Origin of the sequence: Streptosporangium sp. NPDC000396 (assembly GCF_042898655.1) — a bacterium.
In the GTDB taxonomy this organism is placed as follows: Bacteria; Actinomycetota; Actinomycetes; order Streptosporangiales; family Streptosporangiaceae; genus Streptosporangium.
Genome location: NZ_JBIAZA010000007.1, coordinates 165,909 through 187,742, shown reverse-complemented (window position 1 = coordinate 187,742; position 21,834 = coordinate 165,909). Strand labels below are relative to the sequence as shown.

General features: G+C 69.5%; 18 protein-coding genes. 9 read left to right on the top strand and 9 right to left on the bottom strand.

Features of this window, described 5'->3' with window-relative positions; genetic code table 11:
* Positions 1-706 precede the first annotated feature (706 nt).
* The gene (locus ACFY2X_RS13700; RefSeq protein WP_389937282.1) at positions 707-2,170 is read left to right on the top strand and encodes an MFS transporter; all 1,464 of its coding nucleotides are present in this window, start codon (positions 707-709) and stop codon (positions 2,168-2,170) included.
* Here ACFY2X_RS13700 and ACFY2X_RS13695 read toward each other — a convergent pair.
* Together ACFY2X_RS13695 and ACFY2X_RS13690 are read right to left on the bottom strand one after the other, a co-directional pair.
* Positions 2,146-3,822, bottom strand: coding sequence for a right-handed parallel beta-helix repeat-containing protein (locus ACFY2X_RS13695; protein ID WP_389937280.1), 1,677 nt, complete (start codon positions 3,820-3,822; stop codon positions 2,146-2,148). The genes ACFY2X_RS13700 and ACFY2X_RS13695 overlap by 25 nt on opposite strands.
* Before the next feature lie 324 nt (positions 3,823-4,146).
* Positions 4,147-4,557 carry a PPOX class F420-dependent oxidoreductase gene (locus ACFY2X_RS13690; RefSeq protein WP_389937277.1) on the bottom strand — a complete coding sequence of 137 codons (411 nt, stop codon included), beginning with the start codon at positions 4,555-4,557 and terminating at the stop codon, positions 4,147-4,149.
* 35 nt (positions 4,558-4,592) lie between these two features.
* Here ACFY2X_RS13690 and ACFY2X_RS13685 point away from each other — a divergent pair, with 35 nt between their 5' ends.
* The gene (locus tag ACFY2X_RS13685; RefSeq protein ID WP_389937275.1) at positions 4,593-5,075 is read left to right on the top strand and encodes a 5-carboxymethyl-2-hydroxymuconate Delta-isomerase; all 483 of its coding nucleotides are present in this window, start codon (positions 4,593-4,595) and stop codon (positions 5,073-5,075) included.
* A 92-nt stretch (positions 5,076-5,167) separates the two neighbouring features.
* On the opposite strand, the gene ACFY2X_RS13680 is transcribed toward ACFY2X_RS13685, so the two are convergent.
* Positions 5,168-5,758, bottom strand: a complete 591-nt coding sequence (locus ACFY2X_RS13680; protein WP_389937274.1) for a YrhB domain-containing protein — start codon at positions 5,756-5,758, stop codon at positions 5,168-5,170.
* A gap of 309 nt (positions 5,759-6,067) precedes the next feature.
* Here ACFY2X_RS13680 and ACFY2X_RS13675 point away from each other — a divergent pair, with 309 nt between their 5' ends.
* Both ACFY2X_RS13675 and ACFY2X_RS13670 read left to right on the top strand, forming a co-directional pair.
* Positions 6,068-6,616, top strand: a complete 549-nt coding sequence (locus tag ACFY2X_RS13675) for a DUF5753 domain-containing protein (protein ID WP_389937272.1) — start codon at positions 6,068-6,070, stop codon at positions 6,614-6,616.
* A 20-nt stretch (positions 6,617-6,636) separates the two neighbouring features.
* On the top strand, positions 6,637-6,864 hold the full coding sequence (locus ACFY2X_RS13670) for a DUF397 domain-containing protein (protein WP_389937271.1): 228 nt from the start codon (positions 6,637-6,639) through the stop codon (positions 6,862-6,864).
* 154 nt (positions 6,865-7,018) lie between these two features.
* Here the strand turns inward: ACFY2X_RS13670 and ACFY2X_RS13665 are convergent, their stop codons facing one another.
* The 3 genes from ACFY2X_RS13665 to ACFY2X_RS13655 all read right to left on the bottom strand — a co-directional run bounded on the left by ACFY2X_RS13665 (position 7,019) and on the right by ACFY2X_RS13655 (position 9,796).
* The gene (locus ACFY2X_RS13665) at positions 7,019-7,693 is read right to left on the bottom strand and encodes a class I SAM-dependent methyltransferase (protein ID WP_389937268.1); all 675 of its coding nucleotides are present in this window, start codon (positions 7,691-7,693) and stop codon (positions 7,019-7,021) included.
* 164 nt (positions 7,694-7,857) lie between these two features.
* Positions 7,858-8,505, bottom strand: a complete 648-nt coding sequence (locus ACFY2X_RS13660; protein ID WP_389937265.1) for a PadR family transcriptional regulator — start codon at positions 8,503-8,505, stop codon at positions 7,858-7,860.
* A 238-nt stretch (positions 8,506-8,743) separates the two neighbouring features.
* Positions 8,744-9,796 carry an amidohydrolase family protein gene (locus ACFY2X_RS13655; RefSeq protein ID WP_389937262.1) on the bottom strand — a complete coding sequence of 351 codons (1,053 nt, stop codon included), beginning with the start codon at positions 9,794-9,796 and terminating at the stop codon, positions 8,744-8,746.
* A gap of 147 nt (positions 9,797-9,943) precedes the next feature.
* Between ACFY2X_RS13655 and ACFY2X_RS13650 the strand changes: the two genes are divergently transcribed.
* The 3 genes from ACFY2X_RS13650 to ACFY2X_RS13640 all read left to right on the top strand — a co-directional run bounded on the left by ACFY2X_RS13650 (position 9,944) and on the right by ACFY2X_RS13640 (position 15,864).
* Positions 9,944-12,037: a M6 family metalloprotease domain-containing protein gene (locus ACFY2X_RS13650; protein ID WP_389937259.1), complete on the top strand. Its 2,094-nt coding sequence runs from the start codon at positions 9,944-9,946 to the stop codon at positions 12,035-12,037.
* Positions 12,038-12,350: 313 nt separating this feature from the next.
* Complete coding sequence (locus tag ACFY2X_RS13645) at positions 12,351-14,945, top strand: tetratricopeptide repeat protein (protein WP_389937256.1); 2,595 nt, start codon at positions 12,351-12,353, stop codon at positions 14,943-14,945.
* A gap of 121 nt (positions 14,946-15,066) precedes the next feature.
* Positions 15,067-15,864 (top strand): tyrosine-protein phosphatase, encoded by a 798-nt coding sequence (locus ACFY2X_RS13640; protein WP_389937253.1) that lies wholly within the window; start codon positions 15,067-15,069, stop codon positions 15,862-15,864.
* A gap of 151 nt (positions 15,865-16,015) precedes the next feature.
* On the opposite strand, the gene ACFY2X_RS13635 is transcribed toward ACFY2X_RS13640, so the two are convergent.
* Positions 16,016-17,053 carry a Gfo/Idh/MocA family oxidoreductase gene (locus ACFY2X_RS13635; protein WP_389937250.1) on the bottom strand — a complete coding sequence of 346 codons (1,038 nt, stop codon included), beginning with the start codon at positions 17,051-17,053 and terminating at the stop codon, positions 16,016-16,018.
* On the bottom strand, positions 17,046-17,954 hold the full coding sequence (locus ACFY2X_RS13630; RefSeq protein ID WP_389937247.1) for a proteasome assembly chaperone family protein: 909 nt from the start codon (positions 17,952-17,954) through the stop codon (positions 17,046-17,048). Before ACFY2X_RS13630 ends, ACFY2X_RS13635 begins: the two co-directional genes overlap by 8 nt.
* Before the next feature lie 445 nt (positions 17,955-18,399).
* On the opposite strand from ACFY2X_RS13630, the gene ACFY2X_RS13625 reads away from it, so the two are divergent.
* On the top strand, positions 18,400-19,308 hold the full coding sequence (locus ACFY2X_RS13625) for a 4-epi-cubebol synthase (protein ID WP_389937244.1): 909 nt from the start codon (positions 18,400-18,402) through the stop codon (positions 19,306-19,308).
* Here the strand turns inward: ACFY2X_RS13625 and ACFY2X_RS13620 are convergent, their stop codons facing one another.
* Complete coding sequence (locus ACFY2X_RS13620; RefSeq protein WP_389937241.1) at positions 19,309-21,423, bottom strand: ATP-binding protein; 2,115 nt, start codon at positions 21,421-21,423, stop codon at positions 19,309-19,311.
* 179 nt (positions 21,424-21,602) lie between these two features.
* On the opposite strand from ACFY2X_RS13620, the gene ACFY2X_RS13615 reads away from it, so the two are divergent.
* The gene (locus ACFY2X_RS13615; protein ID WP_389937702.1) at positions 21,603-21,770 is read left to right on the top strand and encodes a hypothetical protein; all 168 of its coding nucleotides are present in this window, start codon (positions 21,603-21,605) and stop codon (positions 21,768-21,770) included.
* Positions 21,771-21,834: the final 64 nt, after the last annotated feature.

Below are 21,834 nucleotides of genomic sequence, written 5' to 3'. Positions count from 1 at the left end.
CCCCGCGGCAAACGCGGAGCTTGCGTAGCGTTTTCGTGGGGTGGGGCGACAACGCGGCGGGGCGCCGTCTGGGCGACCGCAGTAGGCAAGAAGATCCAAAAGACACCCCTGGGCCGTGGCTTCTCGGTTCCCCGGTCTGAGCACGGTGCCGAGCCGGGCGGGGACCCGGGCCGCCGCCCCTGTTCTCCGCCTCCTCTGCTGAGGTACGGCCACGCTCGGCAGAGGAGGCGGCCGGCTCCGAGACGGGGGCCGCGGGCCGATCTTTGGCCGAGCCGCGTGACGGTCACTCGACCGGGGGTCCGTCACGCGGCTTCGCCATCGCCGAACCAGTGGTGTCCGTTCCGCGCTCATTCAGTTAATTGCGGCAATCGCGCCCATTCTGGGCCCATTTCTGCGACCGCCGGACGCGGTGCCGGGACCACACCGGCCGCCGGCTCATTCGCGATCGTTTCGCCGCCTGAGAAGTTCTCCCGGCGTGGCCCGGTCCTCTCGGAGAACGGGATCATCTCGCGCCCGGAAGCCTTGCCCCGCCGGTCGTATCGCTGGTCGTACTCAGTGCCTCTGCCTTCCCCATATGCGGGGCGGTCGTGTCCAGCGTCTCTGTCTTCCCGTACCCGGCGCGTCCGCGTCCAGCGCCTCTGCCTCCCCGTACCCGGCGCGTCCGTGCCGGCCCGTGAGCGGGTCACTCGTCCCCCAAGGAGCCACCATGGCCGTGCTCGATATCCCCTGTCCGAAACCACGGGCCCTGGCCCCTGAGCGAACCGCCGGTCGTGGCGGGTCCCAGGGGCGTCTGGTGCCCCTTGTCGCGCTGGCGCCGTTCCTCGCCAACGCCGACGCGGGGATCGTGTCGCTCGCCCTGCCCGACATCCAGCGCGATCTGGCGATGAGCCTCGCCGACGTGCATTGGGTGACCAACGTTTACGTGCTGCTGGTCGGCGGGTTCCAGCTGGTGGGCGGAAGGGTCGCGGATCTGGTCGGCCCGCGGCGGCTCTTCCTGATCTGTCTTGCCGGCTTCGCCGTGACATCGGCCGCCTGCGGCGTCGCGCCGAGCGGGGGCGCGTTGATCGCGGCCAGGGCCGCGCAGGCCGTCGCGGCATCGCTGCTGGTTCCTGCGGCCATGGCAATAATGATCATGGCGACGCCCGAGCCCGCCGTACGCGCACGGGCCCTGGCGGCCTGGGCGAGTGCCGGGGGAGCCGGTGCCATGGCCGGGATCTTCCTCGGCGGACTCGTGGTGAGCTACCTCGACTGGCGCTGGGTCTTCTATCTCAACGTTCCCCTGGCCGCGGCGGTGCTCCCGATCGCCCGCAGGCTGCTCCCTCGCGACGGTCACACGCACGGCCAGAGCGTGGACGTTCCCGGCCCGCTCACCCTGGTCGGCAGCCTGCTGACACTGATCTACGCGCTGATCCGCATTCCGGAGCACGGATGGGACGAGGTCACCTGCTGGACGCTGGCCGCGGCCGTCGCCCTGGGCGGGTTCTTCGTGATGACCCAGGCTCGTGCCAGCCACCCGCTCCTGCCCGCCGTGGTCATCCGTGACCGTGGGCTGGTCGCCGGCTCCCTCGCCATCCTGCTCGTCTCCGCGGCCACCGCCCCTGTCGTCTTCGTCGGGAGCATCTACCTTCAGCAGGTTCACCACTACAGCGCCTTGGCTGCGGGATTCGCACTTCTGCCCATGGTCGGCGGGATAATGCTGGTCGGACGCGTGTGCAACCGTATGCTCGCCCGTCGCGGCCCACGCTTGCCGTATGTCATCGGTTGCGTCATGACCGGTGCGGGCCTGCTCTCGCTGACCAGGGTCTGTCCCGGCTCCGGGTACCTGGCCGATCTGCTGCCCGGCCTGGCGCTCACCGGCGCCGGACTGCCGTTCATCTGGATGACGAGCGAGGTCGTGGCCCTGTCCCGAGTCACGAAGCGGACCGTGGGGCTCGCCACCGGGATGGTCCAGTCGGCGGGCCAGATCGGCATGGCGATCGGCCTCGCCCTCGCCGTCACCGTCTTCACCGCTCACTCCCACGATCGGCTGAGCGCCGGAGCCGACTCCCCGACCGCTCTGTCCGACGGCATCGGACGTGTTTTCCTCGTGTCCGCGATGCTCCTCGTACCCGTGCTGATCAACGCCCTGACCGGCACGCGCGGCCTTCAGAAGCGAGTGACCAGGCCGTGATTGCGGTCCCAGTATCCGCCGGAGGGGGCGGTGTCGAAGAGAGCGGCCGCGACGGCGTTGCCCTCCAGGTCGTTGTCCTCCACCCGGCCCGACAGGCAACCACCGCCGTCGGTGATCCACAGACCGTGGGTCTGGGTCTTGGGGTCATGGTTGTCCCAGACGCGGTTGCCGCGGAATGTGAGGCCGGAGGTCGGCGCGTTCAGGCTGACGCCGCTCCGGACGGGGGGAGAGGCGGGCAGGCTGTACGGGGTGCCCGCCGCGGGCGGGTCGCCGACCCAGGCCGTCGTCACGCCGGGGCGGAAGGGTGCGAGGACCAGCTCGGTGGCGGTGTTGGCGGCGACGACCGCCGTGCGGTCGCCTACGGTGAGCGTCTTGCCGCGATGCCCGCCGGGAAGCCAGGCGGCGGCGGTGTCGATCACGGATGTGGCGGTGTAGGTGACGGTGGCACCCCGGCCGGATGCCGCCGGCGCCGCCCGCCCGCCGTTGTCACGGATCCGGTTGCCGAGCAGGACGGCGTCGACAAGGGTTCCGTCGATCCGGACGCCGTCGAGGGCGTTGCCCCAGACGTCGTTGCCGTCCAGGACCATCTCGGTGGAGGCGAGGGACGGGCCGCCGGGCATGTTGTGCTGGCGGTAGCCGTAGCGGCCGTTACGGCTGACGCGATTGCCCTGAACGGTGTAGCGGCCGGGGGTGTTGCCGATGCTGACGCCGTCGCGGACGTTGCCGTCGACGACGCAGCCGGTGACGATGCCGCCCCTCCCCGCGACGGAGGTCGTGCCCAGGCCCGAGACGTCGTATCCGGCCTCCTGATTGCCGATCATGGTGCAGGCGGAGACGATCAGGCCGTCGGCGCCCCAGTCGGAGATGCCGTACCGGTTGCCCTCGGCGTAACAGTTGGTGATGCGGATGCCGCGAGGCGGGGTCCATTCCCGATTCTGGAGTTCTAGGAAGACGCCGTTGGTTCCGTTGCCGACGGCGGTGCAGGCGGTGATGGTGAGGCGCTCGACGGAGCCCCAGCCGCCGATGCCGATGCCGAGACCGGCGCCGCCGATCTGCTCGCCGCTGTCCAGTCGCCCGCAGCCGATGGCGACGATGCTCTCCACCACCGAGTCCTGCAGGAAGTCGCAGCCGAAGCCCGAGGCCGCGGTGTGGTGGATGTACAGGTCGCGGAAGCGGCCCCGGAGCACGTACTGCAGGCCCAGCCCCTTGGCGAGCACGTCGTACTCCGCGAGCTCGACACCAGAGCCGTCGATCTCGAACGAGGCGAAGGTACAGTCGGCGATGTGGTTGTCGCGGCCGGCGCCGTGCTGGATGGCGGTGAAGAAGGCCAGCGGTGTCGGATCGGTGGGATTGCCGGGATTCGACAGGACGAACCTGGTCACACCCGGGCCCGCGCCGATGAGGGACACCCCGCTCCGCCACACGGTGCCCGCGTCCCGGATCGAGTACACCCCTGGCGGGCAGTAGATGACGCGAGGACGGCCGTCGTCGGCACACGCCGCCCCGGCCGTGTCGACCAGCTCGGCCAGAGCCGGTTGGTCGTTCGTGACGCCGTCGCCGGTGAGACCGTGGTCGCGGGCGTCGTAGATGAGGGAGTCCGCCCGGCCGGTGCCGGTCATGGCGACGGGCTGCAGGCCCCTGGGCAGGGACATCCCAGCCTCCTTCGGCGAAGTCACGCCGCCTGCGCGACGGGCGGCGGAACGGCGAGAAGCGATCGGGAACCGGCCGCGACGGCGACGCGAGCGGATGCCGGCCCTCGACATCGCCCGTCACAGGATCCAGCCGGCCGATGTCGGCAGGTCAGGGGGTAAATTCCCGCGTTCCTGCGGAGTAAGCGCAGATCAGCGCTGGTTTCCCCGGCCGGGGGAGGTCTCGCGCGGGTTGCCGGACGAGGCCGGGTGGCGGGCCGGCTCGTGAAGCGTGACGTCGCCGAGCGAGCGGCAGTAGGCGATGCTCTGCTCGGTCGAGGTCCCGGATCAGGTGGCGGCGGTGCCCAGGATTCGCCGGGGGGTGAGCCGGATCACGACCCGGACGACGTCCGGCGGTAGTTCCAGGTATTCCTCGCCGGCGCCCGGCCCCTCGTACTTCTCGGCCAGGGAGGCCGCCAGTTTCCGGCCGGTGTCCTCGGTCACGGAGGCCGTGCCCCGCACCTCGACGTACTGGAGCGGGTCGTTCCTGTCGAACACGCTCAGGCTCGCCCGGGGTTCGCGGCGCAGGTTCTTCTCCTTGCGACGGCCGGCCTGCGAGGAGATGAGCAGGTCGTCTCCGTCCCGCCCGACCCAGACCACGGAGGTTTGCGGGCTCCCGTCCGGATTCACCGTGGCGAGAACCGCGGGGTTCACATCATCGATGATCTTTCGAGTGGCATCGCTCAACGAGATCGTCATGATCGTCATCTTATGGCGGCTTATATGATCTATCTATGGATTTATCCGGTTCCGTGCACCGGCTGAATCCCCGCGGAGACGCCTCTACTACGCTGCCGGGAAACCGTCCGCCCGAGTGGGAGCCCGAAGAGCCGATGCCGCAGATACTCGTCGAATACTCCGACAACATGACCGACGCGTTCGACCGCCGTGGGTTCGCGCTGGCCCTTCACACGCTGGTCGCCACGATGGCCGAAACCGCGCTGGACAGTTGCAAGACCCGGTTCCGGCCCATCGAGGAGTACGTCATCGCCGACGGCGCGGCGCATCACGCCATGGTGCACATCGAGGTGGGCCTGCTGTCCGGCCGTACGGCCGAGGCCAAGAGCGAGCTGGCCCGTGCGGTTCTGGCCCTCGCCCGCGACCACATGAAGCCCACGCCCCGCCTGACGGTGCAGACGACGGTGGACATCGCCGATCTCGACGGCGACTCCTACCAGAAGCACGTCGCCGCGCGGAGCGAGACCGAGAAGGAGTAGAAAGGGGCTCTCGGCCGTCGCCGGGTGGGCGGTGAGGGCCGGGAGTTCGGCTCCAACGTTTCAGCATGCGAACCCACCGGCCCGGGGCCGACTTACCCGACGTGGACCAGCAACACGGTCTCCTCGACCCCTCGGCCAGACCTCTGCTGGACCGGACCGGCCAGCGTTTCGATGGGCAGAAGCGGCCACTTCGGCTCCTTCCGGGTAAGGCTTGCCAGCTCTTCCGGTGGTTCGGCACCGTCCCGAACGGTCGTGACGTAGGCCTTTGCTTCCTGCAAGCTCAGTCGCGGGGCCTGCTTGCGCAGGTGGCTCATCGCGGCCACGACGCCGGCGGAGTGGACGAGCGCGCGAACAGCGGAGGCCAGTGGATCAGGCGGTCTTATGCCCTTGATCTGCAGGAGGTAGTGCTCCTGCCAGCCCTCTTCCGACCACCAGGCGTCGGGGATGTAGTGGATGCTCCCGTCGTGCCGGTCCACCAGGCAATGGCCGCCGCCCATGAGGTTGTCGCGCGCGTCTCCGGTGCGGGCGTACTCCGCCGTGTTCCAGAAGGCGAGCCAGCCGACCGAGTGTTCCTCCACGTGGTAGACGGCCAGTTCGGGGGCCGGCCCCCTCCATGACCACGTCAGCCGCTCTGTGGCCAGGAAGGACTCGACGAGTTCGACGGCGCGTTCCTTGGAGATCACGATCTCATCATTCACCACAGGTCAACCGGGTTTCGGCATGTCGGCGCCGTTCCCACCGAGATCTCAAACGCAGTCTGAGGACTGCTGAAAGATACATTCATGCCTTCTGTGAGCTGCGGGAAAGTGCGCCGTCCACCTTCCCGAAAGCTCGCAGTCCCCGAGACGCGTGATGGCGCTATCAGTGATCTGTCGCCGATGTCGTGGGCCCGGTCACGCGTCGCCGCCTCAGAGCCAGACAAGGTCGGAGTGGAGTCGCGACGCGGCGCTGTGGGCGCTCACCCACTGGCCGAACCCGTTGACCACGCCTATGTGTGGCTGGAGTCCCGGGCGCAAGAGATCCGCGCCTTCGACAACACCCTGCTTCCAGGTCTGCTTCATACCTCGCAATACGCGCGGGCGGCGATCGCGGCGGCTGAGTATGACGCCAAGAGCGAGCAGATCGACCGTTGGGTCGAACTTCGTATGACCCGTCAAGGGATCCTCGAAAGAGAGAATCCGCCCCGGTTCTCAGCGATCATTGATGAGGCCGTGCTGCGTCGCGAGGTCGGTGGTCCGAAATGTTTGGCGGCGCAACTTCGGCACCTGGCCGGATGTGCTACCGGGCCGAACATCGAGATTCGTGTGCTGCCATTCAGTGCCGGGGCGCACGCCAGCCCGACCGGCGCGTTCCGTATTTTCACGATGGAGAAGCCGTTTCCCGAAGTGGGCTATGCGGAGACGCCGAAAGGGGCTATCTATGTGGAATCACCCGATACCCAGCGCTTTGCGCGGACGTACGATGAATTGCAAGAGCTGACCCTCACGCCCGAGGAGTCAGCTGAGCTGATCTCCGCGACGGCAGGGAAGCTGTTGCGGTGAGCCGGATGGAAGGGCATGGCATGTCTACCCCTGAAGACTTGACCAACGTTGCCTGGCACATCAGCACGAGAAGCGACAACGGCGGTGGGAGCTGCGTGGAGGCCGGACCGCTGGCCGACGGCAGCGGGCGGGTCGCCGTACGGCACAGCCACCACCCCGACGGCCAGGTGATTGTCTACACCCGCGCCGAGTGGGAGGCGTTCATCGGTGGCGTCAAGGACGGGGAGTTCGACTTCCCCGCCCCGTGACCTCGTCGGCAGGAATCGTGACCGGCCAGATAGGGACATCCCGGCCGCCGGACGAGGACGGGCGGGGCGGCGGTCCTGCGGTCACCGTACGCGGATGCCCGCGACGGGGTGAGCAGGGCCGCCGCCCCGTGTTCATTTCTGCGGCGGGTGAGGTTCAGTCCGCGCCGCGCTTGGCCAGCCGGACCTCCAAGGTGATCCCGTCGGCCCGGACATCGCAGGTCCGGAAGGCACTCTCGGCGGCCAGGTGTTCGAACTGGGCCCGAGAGTAGGCGCGGCGCCGGAGCCACATCAGCGGCAGCTTCGTCATGAAGGCGTTCAGCGGGCTGAGCTCCATCCCCTTGACCTCCCGGTCGATGTCGGCGCGGGAGATGTCCTTGTTCATATCGTGGATCACCGCCGTCCCGCCGCCGCGCAGGACGCGATGCATCTGGTTCAGGGCACTGCCGGGCCGCCCGAAGTTCTTGAAGGCGGCCTGGCAGACGACCAGGTCGAAGGATTCGCCGTCGAAGGGGAGGTCGGCCGCGTCGCCCTGCTGGAAGTCGACGCGCACGCCCGCCCGGCGAGCGTTCTCGGCCGCGATCTCCAGGAGCGTGTGGCTGATGTCCAGCCCGGTCACCGTGAGCCCGAGCCGTGCCATCTCGACCAGGTATCCCGGACCCGGTGCCACCTCCAGCACGGCGGCTCCGGGCGGCAGGTCGCCGGCGAGTCGTGCGGCGTACTGCCGGAATGCCGCGAGCTGGGGCGCCGAGCCGCGCTGGCGGGCGTACCACCGCGCCATCGCTCCTTCCATCTGCGGTGCCTGGGTTTGCTTGCGTTGCGCGTTCTCCATGGTCCCTCCGGTTTCGGATGGTGAGTGTCCGAACCGGCCCGGGAAAGAGCCCGGCTATTGTTACGGTTGCCACCTCGTGGCCGGGTTCCGTTCCGCGGGTTTCGGTTCGAGGGTGACGACCCGGCGGTGGTGTTCCCGCACCCCGCCGGGTCGGCTTTCCAGGATCAGTCGGTGGTGCTGCCCCTTTCCATGAGGTCCGCCACGTCGGACGGCACCTGGCCGGTCTCGTGCCAGGCCCGCCACGCCTCGAGGTCGGGAAACGATCCGCTGGTGAGCTCGCCGAGCAGCGACCGGATCCAGGCCACCTCGGCCTCGCGAATGGCCAGGTCGTACTCCGACTCGACGAGGAACAGCCGTGGAACCTCCCGGCAGTGCTGGGCCAGCGTCTCCCGCTGGCCGGCGACCTCCTCCTCCAGCAGGGCGAGCCGCTGCCGCAGCAGGACCATCACCTCGTCGGGGTGGATGACTCCCCAGACCGACAGGGCGGCTTCGAACTTCGGCTGTTCCCTTTCGGGCACCGCGATCAGCTCGCGGACCCAGTCCGCGTACTCCTGGCGTCCGGCGTCGGTGATGCGGTAGATCGTGCGCTCAGGGTGCGCGCCGTCCCGGACGCTCTCTGCCACGGCGAGAAATCCGTGCTTCTCAAGATTGCGCACCACGGTGTAGAGCGACCCCCATTTGATCTTCATGTCCCGGTCTTTGCCGCGTGCGCGCAGAACGGAGGCCATCTCGTAGGGATGCATCGGCTTGGCGTAGACCGTCGCGAGCACAGCCAGGCCAAGCATGTTGTTCACCTTGCGCCGTTTGGCCATGTCTCGTCACCTCACCTTGGTACTCGTTTGCGAGTATACGTAGGCGAGTATGCATTCGCTATAGCTGTGCCCAACCGAGGCAGCCGGTTTCGGCGCAGGCGAGACCGCCCCTATCAGGAGATCTCCAAGGAGGAGGACCGGGCGGGGGTCAGGTTCCGTCCCAGCCAGGTTCCATCCGGGTCAGGTGAGGTGCCGTCCCGGTCAGGTTCCGTCCGGGTCAGGCGAGGTGTCATCCCGGTCAGGCGAGATGCCGTTCCGCCGTGGTCGCGGGGTCTTCGAGGCGCCAGTGGGGGCGGCCGCCGATGACGGTGGCCACGCACCGTCCCGGTCCGTTGCGGAGCAGGGCGGTGTAGGCGCTCTCCTCGTCGGCCTCCACGGCGAAGACGGCGAAGTCGGCCCGGCTGCCCGGGGCCAGGGAGCCCAGCCGGCCCGGGCCCTCGCTCAGACCCAGAGCCCGTGCCCCGCCCAGCGTCACCGCCTCGACCAGGAGCCGGTCGCGGCCGGGGTCTGCGTCCCGGGCGAGCATGCGGGCGGCGGCCAGCGGGTCGCCGCCCGTCCGAGTGCCGAACGCGATGACGCTCTCGCCGTCCAGGAGCCCTTCGGCGGCGAACGGCGACGCTATCGCCACCGCCGTGCCCCGGATCCGGAGAAGCTTGCGGTCGGCCTCGTCGAGCGGACCGGAGGTCGCCACGTGACAGCCGGGGCCGAGGGCTCCCACCTCGTCCAGGAATCCGGCCGGATGGCGGCCCAGCTCGATGTGGAGCCGGAGTCCGAACGTCCGGGACAGGATGGCCAGGTCCTCCATGACCGCGGGGTCGGGGGAGTGCGCCGCGATGCCGATGATCCCGGGGTGGTCCACCTCGCGGATCGCGGTGATCAGGTGGTCGCGGCCGTCGCTCTCCCACCGCCTCTCGTCCTCGCACCGCGTCTCAAGATAGGTCACGCCGCCCAGCCCGGTCTCGCCGACCGTGGACGCGGAGTCGAGGTCGTCCGCCACGCCCGCGATCGCGGTGACGCCGTGGACGAACGCCGGGACGGGGACCGGGCCGAGCCGGAGGTGGGCGTCGATCAGCCCCGGAACGATCATGCCTGGCCAGCGAACCGGGACGAGGTCGGGATGGGCGGCCTCGATCTTCCGCCGAGGCCCGACCCGGATCACCCGATCGCCCCGGACGGCGACGGCGCCGTCCTCGACGGGCGGCCCGCAGACGGGCAGGACGAGCGGCGCGCTGTGGATGGTGACCGCTGGGAGCACACGCGCGCCGATGGTGCGACCTCGGCGCGTGGGCATAGACACTCCTGTCTGTTTGTCCCTTTTGAAGAGACTAAGGGCAGTGACCTGTCGATCTCAAATGTCTTGCCACGAAACAGGGCATAGGGCCATCTTCTTACAGAAGATTGTTGATCTCGGTTAAGACGATCTATAGCGTCACTTGACGTGACTCGTCCCCCCAAGTTACTTAAAGCGTTGATCGCGGCCGTGGTGCTGATCCCCGTCGGCATCGCCTCCGCTCCCGCCTCCGCCGAGCCGCCTCCCCAGCCCGAACACCCCTGGCGCCTGAACCACTGGCCCCAGACCCAACCCTGGCAGCGAGACGAACCCGCCACCGCGCGCGTCGGGAAGCCGGGCGGTCCGGCCCCGATCGACCCGCAGAACTGGAAGAACCCCGACCACATGACGTGGGCCGACTACACCAGGCCGCCGGGCACGAACTGGGCCGACCCCGCCGTCAAGGGTTCCAAGCGCACCTTCCGCGGCGCGCTGGTCCTGCTCGACTATCCCAACCAGCCCTTCGTGGTCACCCAGCCCCAGGGCTCGACCGTCTTCAGGAATCCCAGCGCCGAAGCCCATGACATCCCGCGCGAGAAGGTCTCGCAGTTCTACAAGGACTTCCTCAACACCCCGAACGAGCTCAACCGCGGCCACACCATCCACGAGTACTGGATGGAGGACTCCGGCGGGCGCTACGGCGTCGAGCTGACCGCCTTCGGCCCCTACCGGATGCCGGGCAAGTCCCACGAGTACGCCATGGAGTTCCAGGCGGGCACCGCCTGCCCGGCCGGGGACAGCTGTGACAAGAACATCAGGACCGACGGGCGGGCAGCCTGGGTCGCCGCCGAGGGCCCGGAGGTTCCCGCCGGCTTCGACTTCGTCTTCTACCTGAGCGCGGGCCAGGACGAATCGGCCACCTGGCAGGAGTTCGGGCCGATCAAGTTCCCGACGAAGGAGGCGGTGACCGACGCCTTCGGCCCGCCGGATCCGAACCTGCCCAACTGGGCCAGGACCCGCTACGTGGAGTGGACCTCCTGGGCCTCGGCCTCATCCATCTGGCCCAACGCCGGAGGCGGGTCGTCCACCCAGGCCGAGAGCTCGGGGCAGGGGGTCTACGCTCACGAGCTCAGCCACATCCTCGGTATCGGCGACAACTACAACAACCCCTTCGGCGTGCCGCCGCGCCGGGCCTACACCGGCATCTGGGAGATGCTCAGCCGCGGCAGCTTCAACGGCCCCGGCGGACCGCACAGCCGCTGGCTGATCCCGCCCACCTCCGGAGGCTCCATGGGAGCCCAGCACATGCTCCGCAACAAGATCAAACTTGAGATGGTGGACGAGCGGAACGTGCTGCGCCTGTCCCGGGAGGCGCTGGCCGAGTCGGGTCTCGTCGTGGCCAGGGTGACCGCTCGGGCGGTCCAGCCGGGATCGAACGGCCTGTCGGGGGTCAACATCGCCTTCGGCGACGGTGACCGGAGCCCCGCCTGCGACATCGCCACGAACCCGTTCTGCGACGGTGGCGGCTACGACAACTACACCGTCGAGGTCGTCGACCGGATGGGCTCCGACTCCTTCACACCCGACTCCGGGGTTCTGCTGGCCAAGACCAAGAACCAGGATCGCGCGCCCTTCGAGTGGGTCGTCGACGCCAACCCGCAGGACATCGGCATGACCGACTACGTCCTGCCCGACGGCACCGCCGTGCCCATCACGGTCGGCGACTACCGCCAGCTGTCGGACGCCCTGTTCCACGCGGGCACCGGCTCCGGGTCCGAGTTCGAGTATGTGGACGAGGCCAACAGGCTCCACTTCTACGTCCTCGACGTGCGACGTGACAGCGGGGGCGTCCTTTCCTACACGGTGGCGATCCGCTCCCTGGACGGCGCCGGGCCGCAGAAGCGCGGCCTGAAACTGCTCCCGGCCGCCGGGATCCCCGGCGGCAAGGGCCTGTCCAGCTGCCGCTTCCCGCTGTTCAACACCGGGAGGAACGCCCCCGCCCGGGGACAGCACCCCGAGGACGTGAGCGGTTACCTCACCTCCGACGTCTACCGGCTTTCGGCCACCGTCGAGGGCCGCGGCTGGACGGTCTCGCTGCCGAACCAGCTCGCGACCGCGGAGTTCGGCAAACAGGCGCCGGTGGCCGTCAACGCCCAGCAGGCCCCGGGCGGCAGCCGCCTGGCCAAGGTCACGCTGACCGCCACCTCCGAGAGCGACCCGTCCAGGACCGCCCAGGCGACCTGCCACGTGATCGGCTTGTAACGGGCGCCGGCGACCGGGCCGATGACGGGGTACGGCATGCATGCCGTACCCCGTCATGACGCTCGCCCCGCCGGTCGGCGACCGGCTTCTCGGGCCGGTTCGCGGAAGGCGCCGCGGCGTCCTCCCCGGCCCGGAGGCCCCTGAAGAACGGGGAGAGCCGGAGAGATGTGGCTCTACCGACTGGTTGATACCTTTCTGGGCGCTACCGTCGTCCGGCGTCTGGTTGAATGAATCTTGAGAATGAATCTTGAGACAACACGTCGGCTGGGTCGGGGGACCGCGGGCGTGCCGCGGTTTTCTCCGGAGGGTGCGGATGCCCGGCCCGTCGAACGTGCCTGATCATCGTGATTCCCGGCCGCCGAGGCGGTCGATCCCACTGGCGGCCCCGGCCGCGGCCGGAATCGCCGCCGCCGCGGCCAGCATCCTGGCGACCTCGCTGGACGTGTGGGAACTGCCCACGGGGGCCAAGATCGGTGTCACCGCGATCGCCGGCCTCCTGGTCGGCCTGCTCACCTGGGCGACCACCGGCACGCAGACGCAGGCGCAGGAGCCCGTCGCGGGCGATGACGTCTCCTGGCGCCCGCCCGACCAGTGGCCGCCGGTCCCCGCGCACTTCACCGGGCGGACGGAGTCGCTGGCCGAGCTGCGCCGGGTGTTCGCCGAGCGTCACCGGTCCCGCGATCACGAGCAGACCTCTCCGCTGGTCGTCTCGGTGTACGGCAGGGGCGGCGTGGGCAAGTCCGCGCTCACCGCGAGGTTCGGCCATGAGATCGCCGACAGGTTCCCCGACGGGCGCCTCCACGCCGACCTTCGCGGCGCGGTGGACGCCCCGGTCCGGCCCGAGGAGGTGCTGATCGGCTTCCTGAGGGCGCTTGGGGTGAGGCTCACCACCGACCCCGGCGGCCTGACCGAGCTGCGTAAGCTCTGGCTGACCTGGACCAAGGGCAAGCGCATCCTGATCGGCCTGGACAACGCCCAGGACGGCGACCAGGTCAAGGAACTGATCCCGGCCGAACCGGGGTGCGCGGTCATGATCACCTCGCGGCAGCCGCTGTTCCTGCTCAACACCTATGACAAGCAGCTGTCGGTTTTCAGCGAGGCGCAGGGCGTGGAACTGCTGGCCCGGCTGGCGGGGGACGGCAGGGTCGCCGCCGATCTGGAGGCGGCGCAGGAGATCGTCGAGATGTGCGATCACCTGCCGCTGGCCATCAGCATCTGCGGCGGACGCCTGGCGACCAGGGAGAACTGGACCCTGCGCGAACTCGCCAACCGCCTGAAGGACGAGCGCCACCGCCTGGACCAGCTCGAACTCGCCCGCAGGATGGACAAGAGCGTGCGCGCCTCGCTCCAGCTGAGCTATGACGACTGCACCGGTATCCAGCGCCGCCTGCTGCGCCTGCTCAGCCTGCTCACCGCTCCCGACGTGCCGGGCTGGGTGGCGGGGGAGCTGCTCGCCACCTCCGAACTGGACGGTGCCGACCAGCTGGAGGCGCTCATCGACGTCCAGCTCGCCGAGTGCTCGGGTGTCGACTTCTCCGGCGTGATGCGCTACCGGCTGCACGACCTGGTCCGGATCTTCGCCCGGGAACTGGCCGTCTCCGGTGACGACGACGGCCATCGCCGGGCGGCCATCGAACGGGTCCTGTCCGGCTACCGCCGTCGCGCCGAGGCCGCGGCGATGGCCCGCTGGCCGCAGGACTGGGGCCGTGGCGGCAGGACGGTGGACCCGGTGTTCACGGCGCGAGCCCAGGTGTCGGCGGCCGACTGGCTCAACTCCGAGCGGCTGACCCTGATCGCGGTGACCCACCAGGCCAGGAGCCTGGAGATGTGGGACCTGGCCTGGGGACTGGGCCGGGCCTTCTGCTCGCTCTGCCATTCTCTGCGGGCCTACTGGTCCGACTGGCGGGCGGTCGCCGAGATCGTGTGCGAGGCCGCGCTCCACATGGACGACAGACGGGCCCTGGGCATCGCCCTGCTGGACCGGGCCGCGGTGGCCGGCGGCCAGGGCAGCCACCAGGCCGCCAGGGCGGACGCCGATCAGGCGCTGGGAATCTTCACCGATCTCGGCGAGTCCTGGTGGGCCGCGCGGGCGATGCGCTCGGTCGGCATGTCCCTGTTCAGCGACGGCAACCTCGACCAGGGCCAGGGGTACCTGATCGAGGCGATCGCCGCCTTCAAGGGGGAGGGCGACCGCTGGTGGTCGGCCAGGACCCAGCGCAACCTGGCCGAGCTCCGGCTCGCCCAGCGCAAACCCGAGGAGGCCAGGGAACTGCTGGAGGAGGCGCTGGAGGTGTTCAAGAACGACCGCAACCGCTACTCCGAGGCGCAGACCCTGCGCGCCTACGGCGAGGTGCTCGGCGCGACGGCCAGGAGGCTGCACGCCCTGGGCGACACCGGCGCCGCCCAGGAGGACTTCACGCGGGCCGGGTTCAGCCTGGAGCGAGCCGCGGAGATGTTCCGGCTCAGGGGTGAGCTGTGGGAGGAGGCCAGGTGCCTGCGTGCGGCGGGCGAGGTGGGCAACCCGGCCAACGGGCTCCGCGAGCTGACCTACGTGCGACGGGCCGCGGAGATGCTGGTCGCGCTCGGTGACTCCTGGGGTGTGGCCAGGGCAGAGCTGTCGGCGGGACGCGCGCACGGCCGGCTGGGCCGCATCCGGGAGGCGCAGGAGTCGCTGACGCAGGCCGTGCACCACTTCGAGGAGCTGGGCGACCGCTGGTGGATGGCCAGGAGCCTGCGCTACCTCGGCGAGACGCACCTGGAGGCGGGCGACCGAGAGGCGGCGCTCGTCCCGCTCAGGCAGGCCCAGGACATCTACCGAAGCCTCGGAAACCAGGCGGGCATGGGCCGCACCCTCGAACTCCTGCGCCGCGCGGGGGGTGACCGGCCTGCCGCGCCGCAGGGGGAGTGACCGGCCTGCCGTCGCGGGCCGGGGCGGGGAGATCCGGGGCACTGGAGGGCGTTGACATTTGTGGCAATAAGCCCCGTGCGTTAACTGTGTGGATGTATCTCGCCGTATAGGCTCATCGTTGATGAACGACTTCACACGATGGATCGATCTGGAAGGTGCCGTCAACGTACGCGACCTCGGCGGGCTCGCGACGGTGGACGGCGGAACCACGCGTTTCGGCCGAGTGTTCCGGTCGGACAACCTGCAGGGGCTGACGGCGCGCGACGTCGAGCTGCTCGTCGGCGAGCTCAAGCTCCGTCACGTCATCGACCTGCGCTCCGGCCCCGAGGTGTCCCTCGAAGGCCCCGGCCCGCTCACGGCCGTCCCTGAGGTGAGCATCCACCACCTCACCCTGTTCGCCGAAGGTGGCAAACACACCGACGTCGAGGCCGACACGATCGAGGGTGACAAGGTGCTGCCCTGGCAGGAGAGGGTCGAAGAGGACCTCGCCGAGCTCAGGGTGACGGGCTTCTACTACGGCTACCTTCGTGACAGGCCGGACTCGGTCATGGCCGCCCTGCGCGCCATGGCCCACGACGACGGCGCCGCCATCGTCCACTGTGCCGCGGGCAAGGACCGCACCGGCGTCGTCACCGCCCTGGCGCTTGAGGTCGCCGGAGTCACCCGGGAGGCGATCGTCGCCGACTACGCCGCGACCGCCGAGCGCCTGGAAGGCATCCTGGCCCGTCTGCGGGCCAGCTCCACCTACCGCGACGACCTCGACTCCCGCCCGGCCGACGACCACCGGCCGCGCCCGGAGTACATGGAGCAGTTCCTGCACGTCCTCGACGAGCGCTTCGGCGGCCCCCTGCCGTGGCTCGCCTCCCACGGCTGGACCGAGTCGGACTCCCAGATCCTCCGCTCCCGCCTGCGCGACTGACCGCGGCCCGAGACTCCGCGGCCCGCCTTTCACGCCGTACGGCCGGGGCGCACAGGACAGGCCCGCCGAGGGCGAGTCACGCGGCCGGGGCACACGGGCAAGACCCCGGCGCGTGGCGGGTCGCTGGAGGAGCTGGAGGAGGTCGTGGCTCTCAGAGGGAGACGGCCAGGCCCTCCGCGGCCGATCGGCGGGCGGCCTCCAGCACGGTGAGGGCCTCGACGACCTCCTCCGGATCGACCGGGGGCGGGGCGTCCTCACGGAGACCGGCCACCACGGCCCGGTAGAAGTCGAGGTAGGCGCCCGGTTCGGTGCGGACCGGGCGGTGGGCGTCGTCGGTGCCCAGGGAGCCCCACCGCTCTGGCGGCTCTTCGCCGAAGCCCGGGGAGTCCGGGCGGAGACCGGCCCGGAGACGGTCTTCCTGGACGTCGAGGCCGTATTTCACATAGGCGCCCCGCGACCCCAGGACCCGGAAACGGGGGCCGAGCCGGGGGGCGACCGCGCTGACCCACAGGTGGGAGCGGGCGCCGCCGGCGTGGGTGAGGGCGATGAAGGTGTCGTCGTCGGAGGCGACCCCCGGCCGACGAATGTCGGATTCGGCGTAGACCCGGGTGGCCGGGCCGAGCAGCCGCAGGGCCTGGTCGACCAGGTGGCTGCCGAGGTCGTAGAGGAGGCCGCCGACCTCCGCGGCGCCGCCGAGCTCGCGCCAGCCGCCCTTCGGGGTGGGACGCCAGCGCTCGAACCGGGACTCCAGCCGGTTCACGGCGCCGAGCTCCCCGGCGGAGGCCAACCGCCTGATCGTCAGGAAGTCGCCGTCCCAGCGCCGGTTCTGGAACACGGTCAGCATCAGGCCGCGATCGCGTGCGAGCCGTACCAGCCCGCGAGCCTCCTCCGCGGTCGCGGCCAGAGGCTTGTCCACCACGACCGGCAGGCCCGCCTTCAGGGCCGCCTCGGCCAGCGGGACGTGAGTGCGGTTGGGGGAGGCGACCACGATCAGATCGCTGGAGTCCCACACCTGGCCGGCGTCGCCGACCGCCCGCGCGCCGTACTTCTCCCTCACTTCGGCGGCCCGCTCGGGATTGCCGGTCACCACGGCCGACAGGCGCAGCCCCGGGGTCGCGGCGATCAGCGGGGCGTGGAAGAACGCCCCGGCCACGCCGTAGCCGATGAGCCCGACACGGAGGTCACTCACCACGCCGCTCGTCGCGCTCGGCGAGGAAGGCCTCGAACTGTGCTGCGAGCTCGTCGCCGGTCGGCATCTCGGAGGGTTCGGCCATCAGGTTCTCGCGCTCGGAGCCGGCGGCGAACGCGTCGTATTGCTGTTCGAGCCCGGTGATGGCGGTGGACAGCTCCTGGGAGGCCGCGATCTGCTCGGCGATCTCGACGTTGGTCCTCTCGGCGGCCTCGCGCAGGCCCTCCAGCGGGAACACCAGGCCGGTGCCCTTGGTGACCGCCTCCAGCGCGGTCACCGCGGCCGCCGGATATTCCGCCTGGGCGAGGTAGTGCGGGACGTGCACGGCGTAACCCAGCGCGTCGTGCCCCTTGGCCCCGAGCCGGAACTCGATCAGCCCCGCCACACTGCCCGGCACCTGGACCTTGCCGAAGGCGCTGGTCTGGCCGCCGATGAGCTCGGGGCGGCTGGCGTGACTCGTCATTCCCAGCGGGCGGGTGTGCGGGGCGGCCATCGGGATGCCGTGGACGGTCACCAGCCTGCTCACGCCCAACCGGGTGACAAGGGTGTCGAGGGCGGCGGTGAACAGCTCCCACTCGCGATCCGGCTCAGGGCCGCTGAGCAGCAGGAACGGAGTTCCCGCGGTGTCGTGGGCGAGGCGCAGGACGATCTCGGGACTCTCGACGCCGACCCATCGGTCGGTGTCGAACGTCATGATCGGCCGCCGGGACCGGTAGTCGAGCAGGCGGTCCACGTCGAAGGTCGCGACGACCCGGTGCTCCAGTTCGTCGAGGAGGTGGCCGATGGCGAGCCGTCCGGCGCCGCCCGCGTCCACGAACCCGTCGAAGTGGTAGAGCAGCACCGGATCGGTCAGCTCAGGGACGTCTCCGCTGAACCGGTAGAGATCCGTCGGGTCGAACACCGTGTTCCAGCCTTTCGTCGGTCGTCTCTTCACATGAACCCGTGGGGCACCCGGTGAATTCCGCCCGTCCACGGCAATCACTGGGCACCCTATAGGGGCACAACGGGTTCCACGCAGCCTGACCCTGAGTCTGAGGAGTTCGTCCGCCGGTGCGGTCGGGGAGAAGGAGCCCGGGGCGGTCCGGGCGCTCCTCGGGGCCGGCGCGGGCCCGGACGAGGGGATCCCCCGGCGACGGGCGCGGCCCGGATGTCCGGACAGGACGAGTGCCCGAAATGGTTCGGGCATTAATCGTTATTCAGGATGCGTCGTTACTTTGACGTATATATGAAATCACTCAGCGTTCGGCCATTCTTGTCGGGTGGGAACTACTACTACGGACAAGTTCGATCGGGCTCTTCGGCTTCCCCCGCTTCCCTGCCCCTTCCCGAGCAGGGTGAATCCCTACGTGGAGCAGGTCGACAAAGAGACCCTGGAATGGCTCGTCGACTCGGAATTGCTGAGCGACGCCGAGACGGTGGAGCGCTACAGGCAGGCGAAATACGGCTGGCTGTCCGCCCGGACATACCCCTATGCCGAGCATCACCTGCTTCGCCTGGTGACCGACTGGTGCGTGTGGCTGTTCGCCTTCGACGACGCCTTCTGCGAGTCGGACAGGCGCGCCGCGGAGATCGCGCGCGCACTGCCGCAGTTCTACGCCGTCCTGGAAGACCTCGACGTCGGCTCCCACGTGGACGACGTGTTCGCCAGGTCCCTGCTGGAGATCAAGGGCAGGATCGCTGCCTGCGCAGGTGACGACCAGCTCGACCGCTGGCGCGGCGTCACCAAGGACTATCTGTTCGCCCAGGTGTGGGAGGCGGCGAACCGGGAGGACGAGGTGGTGCCTCCCCTGGAGGAATACATTTTCATGCGGAGGCGCACCGGGGCCATGCTCACCGTTTTCGCTCTCATCGACATCGCCAGCGGCCGCCCCCTGACCGTCGACGAGTGGCGCCATCCCGGAATACGCGCGATCACGGAAAGCGCCAATGACGTCGTCGTCTGGGACAACGACCTCATCTCATACGCGAAGGAGAGCGTCAGCGGCAACTGCCGCAACAACCTGGTGAATGTGTTGGCCGCACACCGGAGCTATTCCAAGCAGCAGGCGATGGAGGAAATCGGGGAGATGCGCAACCAGGCCATCGCCGACATGGTGGCCGTGCGCCCCTCGCTGGAGGCGCTCGGCTCGGAGGCGGTGCTTGCCTACGTGCGCGGCCTGGAGTTCTGGATCAGCGGGAGCGTCGACTATTCGCTGACCAGCTCCCGCTACACGGTTTCCTGGCAGCAAGTGGCCCAGCAGCCTTCAGCCCACTGATCAGATCCGGGGAAGCGGGTCGTCATCCTGATCGCCGAGTGCGAGCTCGATCAGCTCCTCCAGATTCAGCTTCCTGCCCTGCGAGAACGCCGCTTCGTGTGCCTGCTCGCCGAGGATGCGCCTGCACTCCTTGACGCATCGATCGTGCTCGGTGTTGAAGAACGGTGAGTTCATCTGGGGCATCCCGAAGGTGCGCCAGTTCGCCTGGCCGGCGCCCAGCAGCCGTGCCGCGAGCAGGGGCTGCCCGTCTTCCAGAGCCTGCTTGGCCACCACTTCGATCGCCAGGCCGATGCCGAGCACGTCGTGGAAGTAGCGCTTGATCCGGAGCGACTCGCGCGCATTGGCCATGGCCTTGGACCCGAGACCCATCGCCTGGTAGACGCTGGCCAGCGCGTAGATGGCGTACGAGCGCAGCCACAGCTCGCCGCGCTGGGTGCAGACCTCGACGCAGTCGCGCAACAGCACCTCGGCCTCGGCCGGATCGTTCTGCATGAGCAGCACCATCGACAGCTCGACGATCGAAGGCAGCAGTCCCGGGTTGAGCTCCCGGCCGCTCTTGTGGAACTCGATCGCGACGCCGAGCAGCGCACTGGCCTTCTGCACGTCACCCTGGAGGAACGCCGCCGTGCCGAGCATCTTGGTGGCCAGGATGACGGCGCCGGAGTCGCCAACTCGGACGGCGTCCGAACTGCACTGCTCGGCCGCCTCGATGGCGCCGGAGATGTTGCCCTGCGCGCTGTGGATATAGGAGAGCACCCACAGCGCCTTGCACCGCTCCGGGCTCGGCTGGGGGACCAGCTCCAGGGTCTTCTCCAGATAGAGCCTGCCCTCGCGGGCGAACCCGCAGGCCACCCACATGAACCACAGCGACGACAGCAGCTTCAGCCCCGTCTGCGCCTCGCCCGGATTGCGCAGGCAGTGGTCGAGCGCGACGCGGATGTTGTCGTGCTCGTGCCGCATCCGTACGAACCAGTAGACCTGGCGCGGCCCCGACCAGGCCTCCTCGCTGCGTGTGGCGAGCTGCAGGTAGTAGTCCCGATGCTTCTCCCGGACCCGGCCGGTCTCGCCCAGCTTCTCCAGCCACTCCTCGCCGTACTGGCGCAGGGTGTCGATCAGCCGGTAGCGGTGACCCGAGGGCGTGCCGTCGCTCAGCAGGATGGACTTCTCCACCAGGCTGGAGACGAGGTCCATGATGTCCTCGCCCGGCAGGTTGTCCCCGGAGCAGACGTAGCGGGCGGCGTCCAGCTCGAAGTCGCCGGCGAAGACCGACAACCGGGCCCACAGAAGCCGTTCGGCGGGCTCGCACAGCTCGTGGCTCCAGCCGATCGCGGCGCGCAGCGTCTGGTGGCGGGGCAGGGCCGTACGGCTGGCGCCCGCGAGCAGGCTGAACCGGTCGGCCAGCAGGTCGAGGATCTGCTCCACCGACAGCGCCCGCATCCGGACCGCGGCCAGCTCGATGGCGAGCGGGATGCCGTCGAGGCGGCGGCAGAGCTCCGCCACCGGGCCGATGTTGTGCTCGTCGAGCACGAAGTTGGGCACCACCGCGCTCGCCCGTGCGACGAAGAGCTGCACGGCCTCGTTGCTGAAGACATCCTCCCCGGGCGAGTCGCCGGGGACGGCCAGCGGCGGGATGGTGACCGTGTGCTCGCCTCTGGCGTTCAGCGACTGGCGGCTGGTCGCCAGGATGGTCAGGCCGCCGGCGTTGCTCAGCAGGTCTTCGAACAGCGCGGCGCAGGCGTCGACCAGGTGCTCGCAGGTGTCGATGATCAGCAGGATCTCGCGATCGCCCAGCCACTCGACCAGCGTCTCGTCCGCCGAGCGGGACGACTGGTCGGCGATCCCGAGGGCGGAGGTGATCGTGTGCCGCACCATTCCGGAGTCCTGCAACCGGGCCAGGTCGGCGAACCAGACGCCGTCCTTGAACTGACCGCGCATCAGGTGCGCGATGCGCAGCGCCGTGCGGGATTTGCCGACGCCCCCGATGCCGGTCACGGTGACCAGGCGGTGTTCGCGGAGCCGCTGCCGGAGCGTGGTCAACAGCCTGGTGCGTCCCACGAAGCTGGTGAGCTCGTTGGGGAGATTGCCGTCTCGCCGCCATCCTGATGGCGTTGCCATGGCCGCCTCACGGGGGGTAGCTGACACCTGCTTCCGCATCGTACCGTCTAGACCCTTGGCTGTCCTTTGCGTCGGCTGCGCATGGCGATGAGCTTTCCCCCGAGGAGGAAATGACTCCTTTCTCCCGCCTTTCTTCCGCCAAGGGAATGGCTCGGCATGCCGGTGGCTAGCATGTACGAGTGATGTTGAACGAACCTGACGACCTGCGCCCCGTGGACCTCTCCGACGAGGGCCTGCCGATCCTGCCCGACCAGACCAGTGACGACACCGATCTGGGATGGGGCGAGTGGCGCGAAGCGGACGACGACGCCAGGCTCCTTGAGGAGCGCCCGCCCCACTGGGACTAGGGCGCGCTCCGCGGGCCTCCCCGCGCTCCGCGGGCCTCCCCGCGCTCCGCGGGCCTCTCCGCGC

Coding starts and splice junctions, on each gene's coding strand:
- ACFY2X_RS13640 (WP_389937253.1), top strand. CDS start 15,067: ATGAACGACTTCACACGATGGATCGATCTGGAAGGTGCCGTCAACGTA.
- ACFY2X_RS13660 (WP_389937265.1), bottom strand. CDS start 8,505: ATGGCCAAACGGCGCAAGGTGAACAACATGCTTGGCCTGGCTGTGCTC.
- ACFY2X_RS13685 (WP_389937275.1), top strand. CDS start 4,593: ATGGATTTATCCGGTTCCGTGCACCGGCTGAATCCCCGCGGAGACGCC.
- ACFY2X_RS13700 (WP_389937282.1), top strand. CDS start 707: ATGGCCGTGCTCGATATCCCCTGTCCGAAACCACGGGCCCTGGCCCCT.
- ACFY2X_RS13665 (WP_389937268.1), bottom strand. CDS start 7,693: ATGGAGAACGCGCAACGCAAGCAAACCCAGGCACCGCAGATGGAAGGA.
- ACFY2X_RS13695 (WP_389937280.1), bottom strand. CDS start 3,822: ATGTCCCTGCCCAGGGGCCTGCAGCCCGTCGCCATGACCGGCACCGGC.
- ACFY2X_RS13645 (WP_389937256.1), top strand. CDS start 12,351: ATGCCCGGCCCGTCGAACGTGCCTGATCATCGTGATTCCCGGCCGCCG.
- ACFY2X_RS13655 (WP_389937262.1), bottom strand. CDS start 9,796: ATGCCCACGCGCCGAGGTCGCACCATCGGCGCGCGTGTGCTCCCAGCG.
- ACFY2X_RS13690 (WP_389937277.1), bottom strand. CDS start 4,557: ATGACGATCTCGTTGAGCGATGCCACTCGAAAGATCATCGATGATGTG.
- ACFY2X_RS13670 (WP_389937271.1), top strand. CDS start 6,637: ATGTCTACCCCTGAAGACTTGACCAACGTTGCCTGGCACATCAGCACG.
- ACFY2X_RS13620 (WP_389937241.1), bottom strand. CDS start 21,423: ATGGCAACGCCATCAGGATGGCGGCGAGACGGCAATCTCCCCAACGAG.